Below are 20,043 nucleotides of genomic sequence, written 5' to 3'. Positions count from 1 at the left end.
TGTGGACGGTCTTGTCACGCTCGGTCCCTCCGGCGAGGTGAGCCGACTGCGCCGTACGGGGTACCACTCCGGTGTGGACGCTCGCATGGGTGACTGCGAGGAGGTCGACATGCGAACCCGGGTTCGCGGCTGGCGCTGGCGGGACAACCCGCTACGGCGCCGGTCGGACGTCGTGGAGGCGTGGATCGCGCTGACCGTCGCCGTGCTGCTGCTGGTCGGAGCGCCCCTGGCCGGTGCGCTGGTGGGCCTGTGGGCCCACGACGGGGCCCGGACGGTGGCCGCGGCGCAGCGGGCCGAGCGGCATCGCGTCCGTGCCGAGGTGATCGGCGGCACGCCCCGGCAGCTCCCCTCGGTGCAGACCGGCCGGCAGCACCCCTACCGGGCGACGGTGCGCTGGACGGAACAGCCGGGCGCGGCGGCCCGCACGGCCGTGGCGCGGGTCCCGGCGGGCACGCGCCAGGGTGATGTGGTGGACGTGTGGTTCGACTCCCGGGGGCGTGGTGTCGCCCCACCGCCGAACGACGTGGCGGTCTGGCAGCACACCGTCTCCGTCGGTGTGTGCGCGGCCGGCGGCGCGGCGGCCGTCACCCTCGTCGGCCACGGCCTCATACGCCGGGTCTCGCTCCGCCACCGGATGTCCGAGTGGGAACGGGAGTGGGCGCGCACGGGCCCGGAGTGGACCCGCTGGACGGCATGAGCCGGGACGTATGAGCCGGGGCGTGTGTGCCGAGGCGTATGAGCCGGGGCGTGTGTGCCGGGGCGGAGGAACCGGGGCGTCGCCGACGCGGGCGACCCGGGCCCTTTCGGCTCCTCCGACCACCCACGTACGGTGTGATCATCCGCAGGATCACTCCTCAAAGGCGGTTGCGATGGCCCTGTTCGACCTTCCTCTCGACGAGCTCCGTGAGTACCGCAGCGAGTCCACGGAGCCCGAGGACTTCGACGCCTTCTGGTCCAAGACGCTCCAGGAGGCACGCGAGCACGACCTGGACGCCCGCTTCGAGCCGGTCGACGCCGGTCTGGCGACGGTGCGGGTGTACGACGTGACGTTCGCCGGGTTCGGCGGCCACCCGGTCAAGGGCTGGCTGCTCCTGCCCGCGGGGGCCGAGGAGCCGCTGCCCGTGGTGGTGGAGTTCGTGGGGTACGGCGGAGGGCGCGGGCTGCCGCACGAGCACCTGCTGTGGGCGTCGACGGGCCGGGCGCACTTCGTGATGGACACCCGCGGGCAGGGCAGCGCCTGGGGCGGCGGGGGCGGCACCGCCGACCCGGTGGGCGGCGCTCCAGCGTACCCCGGATTCATGACGCGGGGCATCGACGCGCCCGAGAACTACTACTACCGGCGGGTGTTCACGGACGCGGTGCGCGCGGTCGAGGCGGCCCGCTCGCACCCGCTGACGGACGCGGCGCGCACGGTGGCGCTCGGTTCGAGCCAGGGTGGCGGGATCACCCTCGCGGTGGGCGGTCTGGTCCCCGACCTGGTGGCGGTCGCCCCGAACGTGCCGTTCCTGTGCGACTACCCGCGCGCGACGACGCTGACGGACCGTCACCCGTACCGGGAGATAGCCCTCTACCTCAAGACGCACCGCGGCCGGTTCGACGACGTGCTGCGTACGCTCTCCTACTTCGACGGCGTCCACTTCGCGTCCCGCGGCCGTACCCCCGCGCTGTTCTCGACGGCGCTGGAGGACCAGACGTGCCCGCCGTCGACGGTCTTCGCCGCCTTCAATGCCTGGGCGCACGACGACAAGGCCATCGAGGTGTACGACTTCAACGACCACGAGGGCGGCGGCCCCTTCCACCAGGCCGAGCAGATGCGCTGGCTGCGGTCGCACGCCTGAGCGGCGCACGACGGGCAGGGGAAGCCGTTGTTCCTCTGACCGGCCGGCACCTTCCCTCCAGTCCGACCAGTCGGTACGTTCAGGGGGCCCGGACCGCAGCAGCGCGGCCCGGGTTTCCCCCTGCGACGACGGAGGGCCCATGTCCGAGCACGAGCCAGACGTTCACGGTCACTGCGACGCGCGCTTCGCGGCGGTGCGGCTGGCGTTCGAGGAGAACTTCCGGGACCGGGACGAACTGGGTGCCGCGGTGGCGGTGACGGTCGACGGCGAGACGGTGGTCGACCTGTGGGGCGGCTGGGCGGACGCGGCACGCACGCGCGCGTGGGAGCGGGACACCGTGGTCAACGTCTGGTCGACGACGAAGGGCCCGACGGCGCTGTGCGCGCACATCCTCGCCGACCGGGGACTGCTCGACCTGGACGCGCCGGTGGCCGCGTACTGGCCCGAGTTCGCCGCCGCAGGCAAGGAGAAGGTCCTCGTACGGCATCTGCTGTCGCACCGGGCCGGGCTGTCCGGCCTGCGTGAACCGCACTCCCTGGAGCAGCTCTACGACTGGGAGCTGACGACTGCGCGGCTCGCGGCGACGGAGCCCTGGTGGGAGCCGGGGACCGTGTCCGGGTACCACGCCCTGACCTACGGCCACCTCGTCGGCGAGGTCGTACGGCGGGTCTCGGGGCTGCGCCCCGGGGCCTTCCTGGAGCGGGAGGTGACCGGGCCGCTCGGTATCGACTTCACCATCGGCCTGCCGCAGAGGGAGTCCGGGCGGGCGGCCGAGCTGGTGCATCCGCGGGCGGTGAACTCCAGCGAACAGGCCGCGATCTTCAGCCAGTTGACGCCGGCCGCAATCGCGGCGCTGGCCAATCCGCTCGCCGGCGCCGCCGAGGCCAACACGCCCGCGTGGCGGGCGGCCGAGATCCCGGCCGCCAATGGCCACGGCACGGCGCGGGCCGTGGCCGCGCTGTACGGCGTCTTCGCCGGACGGGGCAGCCACGGCGGCCGGCGCATCCTGTCCGCCGAGGCGGCCGAGCGGGTGCGCGAGGGGCAGGGCAGCTGCCGCGACCTCGTACTCGGGGCCGGTTTCGAGCACGAGACGGAGGTCGGGCTCGGCCTGTGGCTCAGCGGACCGAACGGTTCGTACGGACCCGATCCGCGGGCTTTCGGACATGACGGCTTCGGCGGCTCCTGCGGTCTTGCCGACCCGGACGCCGGGGTGTCGATGGGCTACACGATGAACCGGATGGGGCCTCATATCGCCGACGACCCACGGAAGATGGCACTGGTCGACGCCCTGTACCGAGCGCTCTGACACGGACCGCGCGCGGTTCGGTTTCGGCCGAACCTCCGGGCTGCTCTTCCCTGATGGTTTAGACCAATGCTAGATGTGGTCGCGCAATGAGCCCGCACGGCTACGTCGTGTGACCAAACGTCTTGTGACCAACAGGAGGCGCGGCATGGCCCGCACCACCCCTCACGACCACCCGCAGACCGACGACCAGCCCCTGTACTGGCGGATCGCGACGAAGCTCCTGGCGGAGCTGCGCGACGGAACCGTACCGCCGGGTGAACGGCTGCCGGGCGAGCGGCAGTTGGCCGAGCACTTCGGGGTCAGCAGGGAGACCGTCAGGCAGGCGCTGGAGGTGCTGCGGCGGGACGGTCTGGTCGCCACCGACCGCCGCGGCAGCCACGCCACACTGGCCGGGCGACCGGTGGAGGACCCGGTCTCCCTCGCCTTCCCGGTGGGCGTTCGGAGCGCGGACCCGTGTGCGGTGGACCGGGCCACCGTGACCTGGGAGGCACCGCCGCCGGAGCATGCCGCGGCCCTGGGGCTCGCCCCGCACCGGCCGACGCTGGTGCACCGCTACGAGTCGGCCGCGCCCGACGGCCGCACCCTGCGCGCCGCGGTGACGTCCTTCTCGGCGGTGGCGCTGTCCGAGGTGGAGGAGCTGGGCCGGTACCGCGACCGCGCCGACGGGTCGGCCGCCGCGCAGCTGCGACGGGCCTACGACTGGATGCGCAGGGCGGGCCTGGCCCTGCACCACCGGGACTCCATCACCCAGGCCACCGACGCCGCCTCGGTCCGGGTGACCCGGCGCGTGCACGATCAGTACGCCCGCCCGCTGGAGATCACCGACCTGGTGGTGGACGCCCAACAGGACGCGCTGATCTACGAGTTCACCCTGCCGGCGGCGGGCTGACCACGCCCGCGCCAGGCACGCCGCGGGCTACGGCAGCCGTCGCGCCGCCACCAGCCGGGCGCGGGGGCTGCCGTCCTCGCGCCGTCCGAACTCCGGCAGGGGGTACAGGTCCACCGCGAATCCGGCGCGCTCCAGCTCCCGCAGCACACTCCCGAACCGGAACGCCCGGTAGTACATGACGAAGGGCGGCCGCCACACCGCGTTGCGCACCCGCATGACCGCGTCGAAGCCGAGCAGGATCCAGAAACCCGGACGGGACGGACGGGGCGGGGCGAGCACGGGGAACGCGAAGCGACCGCCCGGCCGCAGTACCGAGCGGACCTGGGCGAACAGCCCCGGCAGCTCGCGCGGCAGAAAGTGGCCGAAGGCCCCGAAGCTCACCACCAGGTCGAAGGCGGAGGCGAAGGGCAGGGCACGGGCGTCCCCGCGCACCCAGGCGATCCGCGGCTCCTCCGGACGGGGCTGCCGCCGGGCGACGTCGAGCATCCCGGCACTGAAGTCGACGCCCGTGACGCTCTCCCGGCACACCCGCGCCAGCACGTCCGTCCCGGCGCCGGTGCCGCAGCACAGGTCGAGCCCGTCCGTGAAGGGGCCGAGCCCGGTGAGCGCCTCGGCGACGGATTCCAGCACCGAGTCCGGCGTACGGAAGGGGGTGTGGTCGAACTTGGGCGCCAGCAGGTCGTAGCCGCGCTCGACGGACGACAGGGCCTGGACGGCGAGCTCGCGGAGGCTGGGTCCTTCGGGGCTGAACATTCGGCCAGCCTAGGGGGCGGTGCTGTTCCTGTGGACACGATAACGAGCGCAGCCTATTCTCATCGGCATCTAATCAACTAATTGACTATGAGGTGAGCCGATGCGAGCGTTCCGTGAGGCGGTCGAGGCCCGCGATCTCGATGCCGTCGAGGCGCTGCTGGCGCCGGACGTCGTCTTCACCAGCCCGGTCGTGTTCAAGCCCTACTCCGGCAAGGCCATCACGGCGGCGATCCTGCGCGGGGTCCTGCGGGTCTTCGAAGACTTCCGGTACGACCGTGAGCTCGCCGGCGCCGACGGCCGCGACCACGCGCTGGTGTTCACCACCCGGGTCGGCGACCGGGAGATCAACGGCTGCGACTTCATCCATGTGAACGAGGACGGCCTGATCGACGAGTTCATGGTCATGGTGCGCCCGCTGTCGGGCGCCCAGGCCCTGGCGGAGGCCATGGGCGCGCAGTTCGACCTGATCACCGAGGAGGCGGAGGCGCGATCGGCGTGAGCGCAGCGCCCCGCAGACGCACGGGAAGCGTCCGCACACTGTTGCCGACGAAACTGGCGTGACGGGTCAGCTCTCTCTCGGGCACGGCGAGGGCCAGGCCGGGGAAGCGGGTGAACAACCGCTCCAGTGCGACGGTGGCCTCCAGCCGGGCCAGCGGCGCGCCCAGACAGTAGTGGGCGCCGTGCCCGAGCGAGAGGTTCCGTGCGGCGTCCGGGCGGGCGGCGCGGGTGACGTCGAACCGGTCGGCGTCCGGCCCGTGCGCGGCGCGGTCGCGTCCCGCGGCGGAGTACCCGGCGAGCACGGGCGTGCCCCGGGGGATGAGGGTGCCGTCCAGGGGCAGGTCCCGTACGGGATACCGGAACGGGAAGTAGCTGACGGGAGCGTCCCAGCGCAGCGTCTCCTCGACGACGTCCAGCCAGCTCGCCTCCCCCTTCCGGACGAGCGCGAGCTGACCGGGGTGGCCGCACAGGGCCCGTACGGCGTTGGTGATCAGGTTCAGCGTGGTCTCGTGCCCGGCGATGATCATCAGCACCAGGGTGCCGATCAGCTCCTCCTGGCCCAGCCGGTCGCCGTCCTCGTCGCGGGCGGCGATCAGGGCGCTGGTGAGGTCGTCGCCGGGCCGCTCGGCCTTGGCCGCGGCGATGGCGGCCAGGATGCCGACGAGTTCACGGTTGGCGGCGACGGCCTCACGGGGTCCGATGTCGGTGGCCACGACCTGGCTGCACAGTCGGTGCAGCCGGTCCCGGAACTCCGCTTCGACGCCGAGGAGTTCACTGATGACACCCATCGGCAGCGGCAGCGCGAAGTGCCGCCTGAGATCGGCGACGCCGTCACCCGCCTCCGCGGCCCGCGCAAGGTCGTCGAGCAGCGAGGCCGTCAACTCCTCGATCCGGGGCCGCAGTTCCTCGACCCGGCGGGGGGTGAAGGCCCGGCTCACCAGCGACCGCAGCCTGCGGTGGTCGTCGCCGTCGGCGGTGGTCATGCCTCGCACGGTCGCGAAGGTCGCGAGCGGCCAGCCCTCGGCGATCCGTCCCTCGCGCAGTGCGGTGAAGTGCCGTGCGTCCTTGGCGACATCGGGGTGCTGAAGGAACTCCCTGAGCGCCTCGTGCCCGAGTACGGCCATCCCCTCGATGTCTCCCGGCAGCACGACCGGCGCCACGGCACCGCGCGCCAGCAACCGCGCGTTGTCGGCGTGCGGGCAGCCGCCGCCGGGGTCCATGCGGTGCGGCGGTATGGCGGGCGAGGTCTCCACCGGGTGCTCTCCTGAGGGCCGTACGACCGGACGCGACGTGCCCGATCGTAAGCTCACCCGACCTGTTTCCGAACCGGGATTCACGACAACTCGTCCGGCTCGTCCGAGTCATCCGGCTCATCCGACTCATCCCGCCGACAGGGGAATAGCTCGCGCCGACAGCGCGTTGAAGACAACTGACCGGCGTGCCGCCGCATCGAGTGGTACTCTGCGGGCAGCACTTGTGTACGCCCCCTTGTGGGCGCCGGTGCCAGTTTCTCCTCATCGCCCCGATCCGTCCGTCGATCCCGGTCGGCGCGCATCGGTTTCCCAGCACCACCTCGCGTCTCTCGTGGCCAAGCGTGTCCGAGCGCGTCCGAGGTGCTGTTCCCGCCGCCCGGAGGCATGGACGTACGCCTCCCTCTCGCGGCCCTCTCCCCCTTTTCCTCATGTCTTCCGTCCGTGAAGGGACCATCGATGACCACCACACTCGAACAGCCCCCTGTACAGCAGCAGCCCGCGACACCCCGGACCGTCACCGGTGTCCTCGACATCGACGCCGGCGGAAAGGGGTACCTGCGCGCCGAGAGCTGCCTGCCCTCACCCTCCGACCCCCAGGTCGGGGCCGCACTGATCCGCCGTCACGGTCTGCGCAAGGGCGACCTCGTCGAGGGCGTCCGCGGAGCGCAGCGCTCGCTCACCGAGGTCGGGCGCGTGAACGGCCGTACGCCCGAGGAACTGCGCGGCCGCCGGCACTTCCGGGACCTCACTCCCCTGCACCCGCGCGAGCGGATCCGCCTCGAACACCCGGCCTCCGGCCTGGCCGGACGCGTCACCGACCTGTTCGCGCCCGTCGGCAAGGGCCAGCGCGGGCTCGTCGTGGCCCCGCCGAAGACCGGCAAGACCGTGCTGCTCCAGCAGATCGCGGCCGCCGTCGCCGGCAATCACCCCGAGTGCCGCCTGATGGTGGTGCTGCTCGACGAGCGCCCCGAGGAGGTCACCGAGATGCGGCGCTCCGTGCGCGGCCAGGTGTACGCCTCGACCTTCGACCGTGCGCCCAAGCAGCACATCGCGCTCGCGGAACTCGTGATCGAACGGGCCAAGCGGCTCGTCGAGGACGGCGAGGACGTCGTCGTCCTCCTCGACTCCCTCACCCGGCTGTGCCGGGCCCACAACAACGCGGCGGCCTCCGGTGGCCGCACCCTGAGCGGCGGCGTCGACGCGGCGGCGCTGCTCGGCCCCAAGCGGTTCTTCGGCGCCGCGCGCCGGGCCGAGGAGGGCGGCTCGCTCACCATCCTCGCCACCGCCCTGGTGGACACCGGCTCCCGTGCCGACGGCTTCTACTTCGAGGAGCTCAAGAGCACCGGCAACATGGAGCTCCGCCTGGACCGGGAGCTCGCCTCCCGCCGGGTGTTCCCGGCCGTCGAACTCGGCACGTCCGGCACCCGCCGCGAGGAACTCCTGCTCTCCCCCGCCGAGTTGACCGCCGTACGGGGTCTGCGCCGGGCCCTGCAGTCCCGGGACGGCGGTCCGGCGAACCTGGAGACCCTGCTGGAGCGGATGCGCGCGACCCCGGACAACGCGACCTTCCTGCGCCGCGTCCAGCCGACGCTGCCGACGGGCTAGCGCGCGGGTTCGCCGTACGGCCCGTGCGGCATCCGGGTTGTCGCTGACACCGTCCGGCCCTGGCAGCGCGCTGAACAGCGGCACCGTTTCTACGTTGACCATATGACTATCGGATTCTCATCCCGGGTGGCCGTGTCAGCCTGTGCCCTGTGCGTGGCGGGCGTCCTCGCGCTCACGCCCGCCGCGGCCGCATCCCGCACCGGAACGGCGGTACCGCAGCCGGCGGTCCTGTACCGGTCCGGCACACAGGTCAGAGCGCACCCCGGGGTGCCCGAGGTCCCGGCGGTCTCCGCGCTGTCGTGGCTGGTGGCCGACGCCGGCACCGGCGAGGTGCTGGCCGCGAGCGACGCGCACCGCAAGCTGCCGCCCGCCAGCACCCTGAAGACGCTGTTCGCCCTCACCGTGCTGCCCGTCCTGCCCGGCGGCATCCAGCACACGGTGCGGCCGGAGGAACTGGCGGACGTCGGCGAGGGCAGCAGCCTGGTCGGGGTGGTGGAAGGACGGACGTACCGGGTGGCCGACCTGTGGCGCGGGGTCTTCCTCAGCTCGGGCAATGACGCCGTGCACGTGCTGGCCTCGCTCAACGGCGGCGTGCGCGGCACCGTCGCCGGCATGCAGGCCAAGGCCCGCGCCCTGGGAGCCCTGGACACCCATGTCGTCTCGCCCGACGGCTACGACGCGCCCGGCCAGGTGTCCTCGGCCTACGACCTGGCGGTCTTCGGCCGGGCCGGACTGCACAACGCCGACTTCGCCCGGTACTGCTCCACCGTCGACGCCCGGTTCCCGGACGGCGCTGGGTCCTTCGACATCGAGAACACCAACCGGCTGCTCACCGGCGAGGACGGCGTGGCGCGCTACCCCGGTCTGATCGGCGTCAAGAACGGCTACACCAGCAACGCCGGCAACACCCTGGTCGCCGCCGCCCACCAGGGCGGCCGCACGCTCGTGGTGACGGTGATGAACCCTCAGGAGGGCGGCGGGTTCGCCGTGTACGAGGAGGCGCGCGCACTGCTGGACTGGGGTTTCGCGGCCGCCGGGCGGGTCGATCCGGTGGGCTCGCTGGACGGGCTGCGGGCGAAGCCCTCATCGGCCACGGGCGCGGTGGCGGCGGCCGCGTCCTCGGTTCCCGACGGCGATTCCGACTGGCCCGGCACCGGCGTCATCGCCGGCGCCGCCGGTCTCGGCGCCGGGGCCTTGGCGCTGGCGCTGCGGGTCAAGGGCGGCCGGTCCGCGCGCGGCTGACCGGCCGGCAGCCCGAGGAGCAGGCCCAGTGTGATCCACGTATAGACGTTGCTGCCGAGGAATCCGTCGATGCCGGAGGCGTCCTCGAACCACAGCCACACCACGCTGGTGCACAGCACCGCGTACAGGGCGCCCGCCACCCGCGGGTGCCCGGCCCGGACCAGCACGGCGAAGGACGGCAGCAGCCACACCAGGTGGTGCACCCAGGTGATCGGGCTGACCAGACAGGCGGCGAGACCGGTGAGGGCGAAGGCGGCCGTCCAGTCCCCCGCCGTGACGGCCCGGCGCGTCCGCCACGCCCACACGCACAGCACGAGCAGGACCGCCGTCGCCCACAACGGGCGGTCCGCGGCGCCCAGCCGGGCAAGTACGCCCTGCAGCGACTGGTTGGACACATAGTCGAGGCGGCCCACCCGGCCGGTGTCCCACAGCGCTTCGGTCCAGTAGAAGCGCGAGGCCCCGGGATCGGCCAGGGCCGCGAGCGCAGTCGCGGCCACGGCGACCCCGGTGGCCAGACCCGCGGCCCGCCACCGGCGGGCGAGCAGCAGCAGCCCGATGAAGAGGGCGGGCGTGAGCTTGATCGCGGCGGCGAGGCCGATCCCGGCACCCGCCCAGCGGCTGCGGCCGGTCGCCAGCAGCAGTCCGTCGCCCAGCACGAGTGCCAGCAGCAGGAGGTTCACCTGGCCGAAACTGAAGGTGTCACGGAGCGGTTCGTACAGCGCGAGCCCGCAGGCGGCCAGCGCCCAGCCGTACCAGCCGTACCGTCGCCACTCGGTTCCGGCCAGGATGCGCAGCACGAAGGCCAGCGCGGCCAGGTTGAGCAGCACGGAGGCGACGATCGCCGTGCGCAGTCCCACGAAGGCCATCGGCAGCATGACGAGCGCGGCGAACGGCGGGTAGGTGAAGCCGTAGGCCGTCCCGGGCACCAGGTAGTCGTAGATCCGGCCGCCGTGGTGGACCCAGGTGTTCACCGTTCCGTAGTAGACCCGCAGGTCGAACCAGTCGCGCAGCAGTGGCACGGTCGCCGTGAACACGGTGACGACGGCGGCGAGGACGACGATCAGGACCAGCCGGCCGCGTTCGGTCTGGGGCGCTCTCATGCCGTACGTCCCAGCGCCGGGGCCTGCGCCGCCTGGTGGGCCTGCCACAGGACGACCACCGCCAGCACGCCGCCGGAGACGGCGAGCACCAGTTGGCCGATGTCCGCGGGCCCGCCGCTGGGCAGGACGGCGAGCGCGAGCACCCCTGCCAGGGCGGCCACCCGGTGCCGTACCGACGTGCTCGGCGCGGCGGCCGCGATCAGGAACAGGCCCCACAGGGCGTACCAGGGGCGGATCGCCGGGCCGAAGGCGGCCACCGCCAGCAGGCTCAGCCCGAGCGCGTACACCGGTCGCGGACGCAGCCGCAGCCAGATGAACAGGACGGCGACGGCGGTGACCACGAGGCCGAGCGTGTGCCAGACGGGAATGGCCAGCGGCGCCAGATCGCTGCCGAGGTGGTCGAGCAGGGCGCCGGTGGCCCGGCCGAGCAGGCTGGTGAGCGCCCAGTTGTGCGCGGACACCGGGGTGTCCAGGGCGCCTATCCAGCCGTAGCCCGTGCCGGCGACGGCTGTGGCGGCGACCGTGGTGGCACCGGCCGCGGCGCTCGTCGTCAGGACCGCCCGCACCGGACTTCGGCCCGCCCGCGCCTGGACGACCACGATCGCCAGCAGGCCGAGCGCGGCGGGTGCCTTGACCAGCGCGGCAAGGGTCACGAGCACGGCGCCCAGGACGGGCCACCGGCCGAGCGCGGCGACCAGGCCGACCCCGAGCAGGCCCAGCATGATGGCGTCGTTGTGGGCGCCCGCGACCAGGTGCAGCAGGACCAGCGGGTTGAGGGCGCCCAGCCACAGGGCCGCGGCCGGGTCGGCGCCGCTGTGCCGGGCCAGCCGCGGCAGTGCGGCCGCCATCAGGGCCACCCCGAGCAGGGCGACCAGCCTCATCCCGACGAGCCCGGCGGGCAGTTCGCCGCGGGTCAGTCCGGACAGGGCCGAGGCCATGGCCAGGAACGCGGGGCCGTACGGGGCCCCGGTGTTGCGCCACACGGGGGCGACCTCGTCGGCCAGCGGACCGCCGAGCACGGCGGGCCCGTGCGCATACACGTCCATGTGCGCGTCGACCATGGCACCCTGCGCGAGATAGCTGTACACGTCCCGGCTGAACAGCGGCGGTGCGAGCAGCAGCGGGGCCGCCCAGACGGCCAGGACGAGCAGCAGGGCGCGCGGGGCCGGCGGCTCGGCGCCGCGGACGAGACGGCCGAGCAGCACCCAGGCCGCGATCAGCAGGACGACGCCGAAGTACACCCCGACCAGACCCAGGGCCGCCTGCGCCGAGGCGGGGGCCAGCAGTTCCCGGACGGGCAGGGCGCCGGCGGTCTCACCCCCCAGCGCGAGGAAGGCGGTGCCGGCCAGACCGAGTATCTGGCAGCGGCGGAGATCGACGGGAAAAGCCATGGCCAACACTGGGGAAGCGTGTCAACGCCGAATGGCCGGAAGGCGACGCCCCACCCTCCGGCGGGCGGCCTGCACGTGACCGGAGCGTGATCGGCGACGGAAAACGGCTGGAACGCCGCAACGGAAAGGCTCGTGGATCAGAACACCGACAGTCCGGTGAGTGTCGTGAAGCGGTCGAGGGCCGCCACTCCCGCGACCGAGTTGCCGCGCTCGTCGAGCCCCGGGCTCCATACGCACAGCGTGCACCGGCCCGGTACGACCGCGATGATTCCGCCGCCGACACCGCTCTTGCCGGGCAGGCCGACCCGGTAGGCGAATTCGCCCGCGGCGTCGTAGGTACCGCAGGTGAGCATCACCGCGTTGACCTGCTTGGCCTGGCTGCGGGTGAGCAGCCGGGTGCCGTCGGCGCGGATGCCGTGACGGGCCAGGAAACCGGTGGCCAGGGCGAGGTCGGCGCAGGAGGCGGCGATGGAGCACTGCCGGAAGTACTGGTCGAGCAGGACCGGCACCGGGTTGTCGATGTTGCGGTACGACACCATGAAGTGGGCGAGGGCGGCGTTGCGGTCGCCGTGTGCCGTCTCGGAGGCGGCGACCTCCTTGTCGAAGTCCAGGGCGGGGTTGCCGCTCTCCGCGCGCAGGAAGGCCAGAAGCTCACCGGCCGCGTCTGAGGTACGGGTCTGGAGGCGGTCGGTGACCACCAGGGCGCCCGCGTTGATGAAGGGATTGCGCGGGATGCCGTTCTCGTACTCCAGCTGGACCAGGGAGTTGAACGGGTTGCCGGAGGGCTCGCGGCCCACGTGCTCCCAGAGTTCGTCACCTTCGCGGGCCAGGTCCAGGGCGAGGGTGAAGACCTTGGTGATGGACTGCGCCGAGAACGGCTGCCGCCAGTCCCCCACCCCGTAGACCGTGCCGTCCAGCTCGGCGACGGCCATGCCGAAACGGCGTGGGTCGCAGGCCGCGAGCACCGGGATGTAGTCGGCGGGACGCCCGCGGCCGGGCGTCCGCTCCATCTCCTCGGCGATGCGCTCCAGGACCGGCAGGAAGGTGCGGGACGACGTCGTTGTCATGATCGCTATTGTGCCTCCGTGCCGGTCCCGGCGCGTAGTCGCCGGTGCGGATCAGCAGGTCAGGGGCGGGGTGCGCCGCTGCCCGCGAGGATCTCGGGACGCAGCAGGTCCGCGAGGGTCTCGGCGGGCAACAGTCCCTTCTCCAGGACGAGTTCGGCCACGCCCCGGCCGGTGACGAGGGCCTCCTTGGCGATGTCGGTGGCCGCCGAGTACCCGATGTGCGGGTTGAGGGCGGTGACCAGGCCGATGGAGTTCTCGACGCTCGCGCGCAGCACCTCGGTGTTGGCGGTGATCCCGTCCACACAGCGCTCGGCGAGCGTGACGCACGCGCTCTGCAGGTGGGTGATGCTCTCCGACAGGGAGTGCAGGATGATCGGCTCGAAGGCGTTCAGCTGGAGCTGGCCGGCCTCGGCGGCCATGGTGATGGCGACGTCGTTGCCGATCACCTCGAAGGCGACCTGGTTGACGACCTCGGGAACGACCGGGTTGACCTTGCCGGGCATGATGCTCGAACCGGCCTGCACCGGGGGCAGGTTGATCTCGCCGAGGCCCGCGCGCGGCCCGGAGGACAGAAGACGCAGGTCGTTGCAGCTCTTGGAGAGCTTGACGGCGATCCGCTTGAGCACGCCGGACATCTGGACGAAGGCGCCGCAGTCCTGGGTGGCCTCGACCAGGTTGGCGGCGGTCACCAGGGGCAGCCCGGTGATGCCGGCGAGGTGCCGGCGGGCGGACTCGGCGTATCCGGCGGGGGCGTTGAGCCCGGTGCCGATCGCGGTGGCGCCCAGGTTGATCTCATGGATCAGCTCGACCGCTTCCGCGAGCCGGCTGCGGTCCTCGTCGAGCATGACGGCGTACGCCGAGAACTCCTGCCCGAGCGTCATGGGCACCGCGTCCTGGAGCTGGGTGCGCCCCATCTTCAGGACGTCCCGGAACTCGACGGCCTTGCGGGCGAAGGAGTCCTGCAGCAGCGCCATGGCCTTGAGCAGTCCGCGGACGGCGAAGACGGTCGCGATCTTGACGGCGGTCGGGTAGACGTCGTTCGTCGACTGGCCGAGGTTGACGTCCTCGTTGGGGTGCAGGTGCCGGTACTGGCCCTTGTCGTGCCCGAGCAGTTCCAGCGCCCGGTTGGCGACGACCTCGTTGGCGTTCATGTTGGTCGAGGTGCCGGCGCCGCCCTGGATGACGTCCACGACGAACTGGTCGTGCAGCTTGCCGGACCGGATCTCGCGGCAGGCGGCGACGATCGCGGCCGCCTTCTTCGGCTCCAGCAGGCCGAGTTCCTCGTTGGCGAGGGCGGCGGCCTCCTTGACCGCGGCCAGCGCGTCGATCAGATGCGGGTAGACGGAGATCGGCGTGCCGGTGATGGGGAAGTTCTCGGTCGCGCGCAGGGTGTGGACGCCCCAGTACGCGTCGGCGGGGACGTCACGGTCGCCGAGCAGGTCGTGTTCGCTTCGGGTGGCGACGGTCGTCATGGTGGTGCGGCCTCTTTCTGAGGGATGGGGACGAGCGCCCCGGAGGGGGCGCGGGGTACTGCGCGACCGGCCATGGACACCGGCCCTGGCCTGTCCGCGGTCGAGAAGGTGGCTGTCGTTTGCGGCGGAGCGCTACGCGCAGGCCGGCAGCTGGACCGGATCCAGCGCCCGCACCGGTCGTACGCAGCCGACCGGCTCCCCTCCGCCGAGCAGCGGTTCGCCCGCGAACTCGGTGAGGAGCGCGGGGTCGACCCCGGCGCGGGCGAGGGCGGCCGCGGCGACGGGGACGCGGGCGCGGTCGGCGCCGTCGGCGATCTTGACGGCGACGGCCCAGCCGTCCGGCAGGGCCGCGACCTGGACGCCCTCGAAGCCGTCCTTGGCGAGCAGCCCGGGCACGGCCCGCATCAGCGCGGCCACGTCCCGGCCGGAGCCGGAGGCCATCTCGGCGTGCTCGCGCATCGCGTCGGCCACCCGGGCCTCGGGGGTGCCGGGCGGCGCGGTGGTGATACGGGCGAGCGCGCGAGCCAGGCCGTGCAGGGAGACGGAGAACAGCGGGGCGCCGCAGCCGTCGACCGTCACGCGGGCGATGCGCTGGCCGGTGAGGTCCTCGACGATCTCGGCGATGGCCTGCTGGAGGGGGTGGGCCGGGTCGAGGTAGTCGTCCAGGGACCAGCCGTTGAGCTTGGCGGTCCAGAGCATCGCCGCGTGCTTGCCGGAGCAGTTCTGGGCGAGCCGGGAGGGCAGCCGGCCCTCGCGCACCCAGGTGTCCCGGACGACGGGGTCGTACGGCATGTCGGGCACGTTGCGCAGGTCGTCCTCGGCGAGGCCGGCCAGTTCGAGCATCCGCCGGGTACCGGCGAGGTGGAGTTCCTCGCCGGAGTGGCTCGCGGCCGCCAGCGAGAGCAGGTCGCCGTCGAGCGGCAGACCCGCCCGGAGCATGGCCACGGCCTGGACGGGCTTGAGGGCCGAGCGCGGGTAGAAGGCGGCCTCGATGTCGCCGAGCTGGAACTGGACCTCGCCGTCGGCGCCGAGGACGACGACGGAACCGTAGTGGATGCCCTCCACGACCCTGCCGCGTATCAGGTGGGCGACGGGAGCGTGGAGGGGCTCACGGACAAGGGGTGCGTCCGCGGGTGAACTGCTGTACATGACTGCCCGGATCACTGGTGGGTTGGAGTGGACCGGCGCGGGGTTCACGCGCCGGTTCCGGCGGACTTGCGCGCCGTGCGGCCGCGGACGGCGTACCAGCCCGCGACCAGCGCCCCGACGATCAGCGGCAGGCACAGCACGGTGGTGCGTCCGGCGCCGCCGTCGGCGTACATGAGGACCAGGACGGAGGCGAGGAAGGCCAGCGTCACGAGTTCGGTCCAGGGGGAACCCGGCAGTCGGTAGCCGGGCCGGGTCAGCTCGCCGTTCTGGGTCTTCCGCCAGAACAGCAGGTGACAGAGCATGATCATGCCCCAGGTGGAGAGGATGCCGATCGCCGCGAAGTTCAGCACGATCTCGAACGCGTCGGCGGGGACCACGAAGTTGAGGCCGACACCGAGGACGCAGATGCCGCTGGTGAGCAGGATGCCGCCGTACGGGACCTGGCTGCGGCTCATCCTCGCCGTGAACCGCGGGGCGGAGCCGTTGACGGCCATCGACCGCAGGATGCGACCGGTGGAGTAGAGGCCGGAGTTGAGGGACGACATCGCCGCGGTCAGGACGACCAGGTTCATCACGCCGCCGGCCGCCGGGACACCGATGTGGGAGAGGACCGTCACGAAGGGGCTCTCGCCGGCCGTGTACTTGTTCCAGGGCAGCAGCATCGAGAGGAGGACGACCGAGCCGACGTAGAAGAGGCCGACTCGCCACATGATCGAGTTGATCGCCTTCGGCATGATCTTCTCGGGGTTCTCGGTCTCACCGGCCGCGACGCCGACCAGCTCGACGGAGGCGTAGGCGAAGACGACGCCCTGGATGATCAGCAGCATCGGCAGCAGGCCGTTGGGGAACACGCCGCCGTTGTCGGTGATCAGGGACGGGCCGGGGGTGGCGCCGTCGACGGGGTGCTGGGTGACCAGCAGGAAGATGCCGATGCACATGAAGACGACGAGCGCGCCGACCTTGACGATGGCGAACCAGAACTCCAGTTCGCCGAAGATCTTCACCGAGATCAGATTCACGGTGAGCACCACGGCCAGGGCTATCAGCGCGATCACCCACTGCGGGATGTCGGAGAACATGCCCCAGTAGTGGGTGTAGGTGGCCACCGCGGTGATGTCGGCGATGCCGGTGGTGGCCCAGTTGAGGAAGTACATCCAGCCCGCCGTGTACGCGCCCTTCTCCCCCAGGAATTCCCGGGCGTACGACACGAAGGCGCCGGAGGAGGGCCGGTACAGGACGAGTTCGCCGAGGGCCCGCACGACGAGGAAGGCGAAGATGCCGCAGACCGCGTACGCGATGAAGAGGGAGGGTCCCGCGTCGGCGAGCCGGCCGCCCGCGCCGAGGAAGAGGCCGGTGCCGATGGCCCCGCCGATGGCGATCATGTTGACGTGCCGGGACTTCAGGGACTTGCTGTAGCCGGTGTCTCCGGCGTCGACATGACCGGACGACGGGCGCGTCTCGTCTTTGAGGTGCTGCTCGCTCACGCCTCGGCTCCGCCTTTCGTGGGGGTGTCCGTGCGCCCGGAGCGCACGATGTCGGTCAGGGTGGTCTCGACGCGGTCGAGGTGGTGGGACATGGCCTCCACCGCGTCGAGCTCCGAACCGTCGGTCAGCGCCTCGACGATGGCCCGGTGCTCCCGGTTGGACTGCTCGCGGCGGCCGCCCAGTTGGTTGAGGAAGGCCGACTGACGCGCCAGTGCGTCCCGGATCTCCTCGATGACCCGGCGGAACACCGGGTTCTGGGCGGCCTCGGCCACGGCCAGGTGGAAGAGGGTGTCCATCGCGACCCACGCGGTGGTGTCCGTCTCCCGCTCCATGCGGTCCAGCAGGTGGGCCAGGTGGTCCAGGTTCTCGGGGGTGCGGCGCAGGGCCGCGTACCCGGCGACCGGGACCTCGATGTGGCGGCGCACCTCCAGCAGGTCGCTGGCCGCGTAGTCGCCGAAGGTGGGGTCTTCGACGGCGCTCGCCACCACGAAGGTGCCCTTTCCGGTCCTGGAGACCGTCAGGCCCATCGTCTGCAGGGCCCGCAGGGCCTCGCGGAGCACGGGGCGGGAGACTTCGAGGGTGCGGCAGAGCTCCGCCTCGGAGGGGAGCTTGTCGCCGATGGCGTAGTCGCCGCGCTCGATGGCACCGCGGAGGTGGGCGAGGACCGCTTCCATGGCGCTGACGCGCCGCGGTCCCGCTCCACCTGTCTGGCTGTCTGACAGGTTCACGGGAGAGATGTTCCGGGTGGGCGACGCCTGATGTCAAGGGAGCCGAAAGGAAAAATTCAACGGGCGTGAAGCCTGTAAGCAGACTTCACGCCCGGGGCGCGGGGCCGACCGGATCCGGCGGCCGCGGATCAGCTGTCGATGACACCGCCCGCGAGCAGGCCGAACAGCGCCACGCCGACGACGATGCGGTAGAGCACGAAGGCGTTGAAGGAGTGCTTGGCGACGAACTTCAGCAGCCAGGCGATGGAGGCGTAGGCGACGACGAAGGAGACGACCGTGCCGACGACCAGTGGAGCGGCGCCCACGCCGGCGCCCAAGGCGTCCTTCAGCTCGTAGAGGCCGGCGCCGGTCAGGGCCGGGATGCCGAGGAAGAAGGACAGGCGGGTGGCGGCCACACGGTCCAGGTCCAGGATGAGCGCGGTGGACATGGTGGCGCCGGAGCGGGAGAAGCCGGGGAAGAGCAGGGCGAGGATCTGCGAGCAGCCGACCAGCATCGCGTCCTTGAACGAGGTGTCGTCCTCACCGCGCTTGTGGCGGCCCATCTGGTCCGCCGCCCACATCACGGCACTGCCGGCGATCAGGGAGCCCGCGACCACCCAGAGCGAGGCGAGCGGACCCTCGATGAGAGGCTTGGCCGCAAGGCCGACCGCGACGATCGGAATCGTCGCGTAGATCACCCACCAGGCGAACTTGTAGTCGTGGTGGTAGCGCTCCTGAGGGTTGCGCAGACCGCGGCCCCAGGCGGAGACGATCCGCACGATGTCCTTGAAGAAGTACACGAGCACGGCGGCGATGGCGCCGACCTGGATGACCGCCGAGAAACCGACGACGGACTTGTCGTCGACGGGGATGTTCATGAGCCCCTCGGTGATCTTGAGATGACCGGTGGAGGACACGGGAAGGAATTCGGTCACCCCCTCGACGACTCCGAGGACGACGGCCTGACCGACAGAGATGGCGCTCATGGGTTCCAGTTCTGAGGAGTTGGTCGACAGTGCTGTAGACAGTCTCACTGTGCGCGGGCGTCTGACAAATGCCTACGCCCACAGCACTCCGGCGATCGACACTCCGGCGAAGGCCGCCCCGAGACCCGCCACCACGCTCGCGACGACGTTGGCGGCAGCGTAGAGCCCCGCACCCGCCTCGGAAAGCCTGAGCGTCTCGTAGGAGAAGGTCGAATAGGTCGTCAGGGCCCCGCACAGCCCCGTCCCCAGCAGCAGTTGCAGGTGCGGGCCCGCGGCGCCCGCCGAGACCGCGCCGGTCAGCAGGCCCAGGATCAGACAGCCCGTGACATTCACCACGAAAGTGCCCCAGGGGAAGACCGAGTCGTGCCGGGACTGCACGGTCCGGTCGGTGAGATAGCGGAGTGGAGCGCCGACCACGGCCCCGAGGACGACCAGCAGCCAGTTCACAACTACTTCTTACCCTTCGAGTCCGTTTTGCCCGGACTGTCCGCACGGCCGACGTACCGGATGACCTCGCAGTCGTCGAGGGTGACCAGCCCCTCGCCGACGAGTTCGTCGAGCTGCGGCAGGAACGCCCGCACCCGCTCCTCGGTGTCCACGATCACGACCGCGACCGGCAGGTCCTCGCTCAGCGACAGCAGCCGCGACGTGTGGATCATGGACGAGGCGCCGAAGCCCTCGACGCCGCGGAAGACGCTGGCGCCCGCGAGACCGGCCGCGCGGGCGCGGTGCACGATCTCGGCGTAGAGCGGCCGGTGGTGCCAGGTGTCGTTCTCGCCGATGTAGACGGTCAGGCGCAGGGCGCGGCCCGTCAGCCTGGTCATGGCTGCCTCCAGGTCAGGACACGGCGGGCCGCGACGGACGCGAGCCACACCGCGGCGAGGGCCGCGACCGGGGTCGCGGCGAGATAGGCCAGCCCCGTGGCGGGGTGGCCGCTGTCGGCGAGCTTCTGGATGTCGACGGTGTACGTCGAGAAGGTGGTGTAGCCGCCGAGAACTCCGGTGCCGAAGAAGGGCCGCACCAGCCGATGGGCGGCCCAGACGTCCGTGATGATCACCATGAACACGCCTATCACGGCGCATCCGACGACATTGGTCACGAACGTCGCCCAGGGGAAGCCGCCGGGCTGCGTGGGCCACCACAGGGTCAGGGCGTAACGGGCCGTCGCGCCGAGCGCGCCGCCGAGCGCGACCACGGCGACGACGGGGACCTGGGCGCGGCGGGCCGAGCGCCTCGCGGGGCTCGGCCGGACGCGGAGGCTCTCGGCTTCCGGGGCGGTCATGGTCGTTCGTCTCCTGTTCGG

The 20,043-nt window shown here is 71.9% G+C and carries 19 protein-coding genes and 1 pseudogene; 7 read left to right on the top strand and 13 right to left on the bottom strand.

Annotated elements, in window-relative coordinates; all coding sequences use genetic code 11:
• Positions 1-109 precede the first annotated feature (109 nt).
• The 4 genes from AB0I54_RS28875 (at position 110) to AB0I54_RS28860 (ending at position 4,033) form a co-directional block, all read left to right on the top strand.
• Positions 110-697: a hypothetical protein gene (locus tag AB0I54_RS28875; protein ID WP_363299084.1), complete on the top strand. Its 588-nt coding sequence runs from the start codon at positions 110-112 to the stop codon at positions 695-697.
• 172 nt (positions 698-869) lie between these two features.
• A complete protein-coding gene (locus AB0I54_RS28870) occupies positions 870-1,838 on the top strand; it encodes an acetylxylan esterase (RefSeq protein WP_363299083.1) in 969 nt (322 codons plus the stop codon).
• Between the two features lie 139 nt (positions 1,839-1,977).
• Positions 1,978-3,144: a serine hydrolase domain-containing protein gene (locus AB0I54_RS28865; RefSeq protein ID WP_363299082.1), complete on the top strand. Its 1,167-nt coding sequence runs from the start codon at positions 1,978-1,980 to the stop codon at positions 3,142-3,144.
• 145 nt (positions 3,145-3,289) lie between these two features.
• Positions 3,290-4,033 carry a GntR family transcriptional regulator gene (locus AB0I54_RS28860; protein WP_363299081.1) on the top strand — a complete coding sequence of 248 codons (744 nt, stop codon included), beginning with the start codon at positions 3,290-3,292 and terminating at the stop codon, positions 4,031-4,033.
• Between the two features lie 27 nt (positions 4,034-4,060).
• Here the strand turns inward: AB0I54_RS28860 and AB0I54_RS28855 are convergent, their stop codons facing one another.
• Positions 4,061-4,786 carry a class I SAM-dependent methyltransferase gene (locus AB0I54_RS28855; protein WP_363299079.1) on the bottom strand — a complete coding sequence of 242 codons (726 nt, stop codon included), beginning with the start codon at positions 4,784-4,786 and terminating at the stop codon, positions 4,061-4,063.
• 100 nt (positions 4,787-4,886) lie between these two features.
• Here AB0I54_RS28855 and AB0I54_RS28850 point away from each other — a divergent pair, with 100 nt between their 5' ends.
• The gene (locus AB0I54_RS28850) at positions 4,887-5,285 is read left to right on the top strand and encodes a nuclear transport factor 2 family protein (RefSeq protein WP_363299078.1); all 399 of its coding nucleotides are present in this window, start codon (positions 4,887-4,889) and stop codon (positions 5,283-5,285) included.
• Here AB0I54_RS28850 and AB0I54_RS28845 read toward each other — a convergent pair.
• The gene (locus tag AB0I54_RS28845; protein WP_363299159.1) at positions 5,254-6,504 is read right to left on the bottom strand and encodes a cytochrome P450; all 1,251 of its coding nucleotides are present in this window, start codon (positions 6,502-6,504) and stop codon (positions 5,254-5,256) included. The genes AB0I54_RS28850 and AB0I54_RS28845 overlap by 32 nt on opposite strands.
• 489 nt (positions 6,505-6,993) lie before the next feature.
• On the opposite strand from AB0I54_RS28845, the gene rho reads away from it, so the two are divergent.
• The gene (rho, locus tag AB0I54_RS28840; RefSeq protein ID WP_363299077.1) at positions 6,994-8,142 is read left to right on the top strand and encodes a transcription termination factor Rho; all 1,149 of its coding nucleotides are present in this window, start codon (positions 6,994-6,996) and stop codon (positions 8,140-8,142) included.
• 102 nt (positions 8,143-8,244) lie between these two features.
• Positions 8,245-9,096 (top strand): annotated as a pseudogene (locus tag AB0I54_RS28835) (D-alanyl-D-alanine carboxypeptidase); the annotation flags it as partial.
• Positions 9,097-9,107: 11 nt separating this feature from the next.
• Here the strand turns inward: AB0I54_RS28835 and AB0I54_RS28830 are convergent.
• The 11 genes from AB0I54_RS28830 to crcB (AB0I54_RS28780) form a co-directional block, all read right to left on the bottom strand.
• Positions 9,108-10,484: a glycosyltransferase 87 family protein gene (locus tag AB0I54_RS28830; protein ID WP_363299076.1), complete on the bottom strand. Its 1,377-nt coding sequence runs from the start codon at positions 10,482-10,484 to the stop codon at positions 9,108-9,110.
• Entirely contained in the window at positions 10,481-11,875 is a 1,395-nt protein-coding gene (mptB, locus tag AB0I54_RS28825) for a polyprenol phosphomannose-dependent alpha 1,6 mannosyltransferase MptB (protein ID WP_363299075.1), read from the bottom strand. The genes AB0I54_RS28830 and mptB overlap by 4 nt, the downstream gene beginning before the upstream one ends.
• Before the next feature lie 137 nt (positions 11,876-12,012).
• The gene (locus AB0I54_RS28820) at positions 12,013-12,942 is read right to left on the bottom strand and encodes a glutaminase (protein WP_363299074.1); all 930 of its coding nucleotides are present in this window, start codon (positions 12,940-12,942) and stop codon (positions 12,013-12,015) included.
• A 59-nt stretch (positions 12,943-13,001) separates the two neighbouring features.
• Positions 13,002-14,414 carry an aspartate ammonia-lyase gene (gene aspA, locus AB0I54_RS28815; RefSeq protein WP_363299072.1) on the bottom strand — a complete coding sequence of 471 codons (1,413 nt, stop codon included), beginning with the start codon at positions 14,412-14,414 and terminating at the stop codon, positions 13,002-13,004.
• Between the two features lie 132 nt (positions 14,415-14,546).
• Positions 14,547-15,563 carry an asparaginase gene (locus AB0I54_RS28810; protein WP_363299071.1) on the bottom strand — a complete coding sequence of 339 codons (1,017 nt, stop codon included), beginning with the start codon at positions 15,561-15,563 and terminating at the stop codon, positions 14,547-14,549.
• Positions 15,564-15,607: 44 nt separating this feature from the next.
• Positions 15,608-17,047 carry an amino acid permease gene (locus AB0I54_RS28805; protein ID WP_363299070.1) on the bottom strand — a complete coding sequence of 480 codons (1,440 nt, stop codon included), beginning with the start codon at positions 17,045-17,047 and terminating at the stop codon, positions 15,608-15,610.
• Positions 17,044-17,721 carry a FadR/GntR family transcriptional regulator gene (locus tag AB0I54_RS28800; RefSeq protein ID WP_363299158.1) on the bottom strand — a complete coding sequence of 226 codons (678 nt, stop codon included), beginning with the start codon at positions 17,719-17,721 and terminating at the stop codon, positions 17,044-17,046. Before AB0I54_RS28800 ends, AB0I54_RS28805 begins: the two co-directional genes overlap by 4 nt.
• Before the next feature lie 182 nt (positions 17,722-17,903).
• On the bottom strand, positions 17,904-18,740 hold the full coding sequence (locus AB0I54_RS28795) for an undecaprenyl-diphosphate phosphatase (RefSeq protein ID WP_363299069.1): 837 nt from the start codon (positions 18,738-18,740) through the stop codon (positions 17,904-17,906).
• A 72-nt stretch (positions 18,741-18,812) separates the two neighbouring features.
• Positions 18,813-19,187 carry a fluoride efflux transporter CrcB gene (gene crcB, locus AB0I54_RS28790; protein ID WP_363299068.1) on the bottom strand — a complete coding sequence of 125 codons (375 nt, stop codon included), beginning with the start codon at positions 19,185-19,187 and terminating at the stop codon, positions 18,813-18,815.
• Positions 19,188-19,189: 2 nt separating this feature from the next.
• The gene (locus tag AB0I54_RS28785; protein WP_363299067.1) at positions 19,190-19,564 is read right to left on the bottom strand and encodes a DUF190 domain-containing protein; all 375 of its coding nucleotides are present in this window, start codon (positions 19,562-19,564) and stop codon (positions 19,190-19,192) included.
• The gene (gene crcB, locus AB0I54_RS28780; RefSeq protein ID WP_363299066.1) at positions 19,561-20,022 is read right to left on the bottom strand and encodes a fluoride efflux transporter CrcB; all 462 of its coding nucleotides are present in this window, start codon (positions 20,020-20,022) and stop codon (positions 19,561-19,563) included. The genes AB0I54_RS28785 and crcB (AB0I54_RS28780) overlap by 4 nt, the downstream gene beginning before the upstream one ends.
• Positions 20,023-20,043 lie beyond the last annotated feature (21 nt).

The organism is Streptomyces sp. NPDC050625, assembly GCF_040654755.1.
Classification (GTDB): Bacteria; Actinomycetota; Actinomycetes; order Streptomycetales; family Streptomycetaceae; genus Streptomyces.
This window is presented reverse-complemented; position numbering and strand designations above follow the sequence as displayed.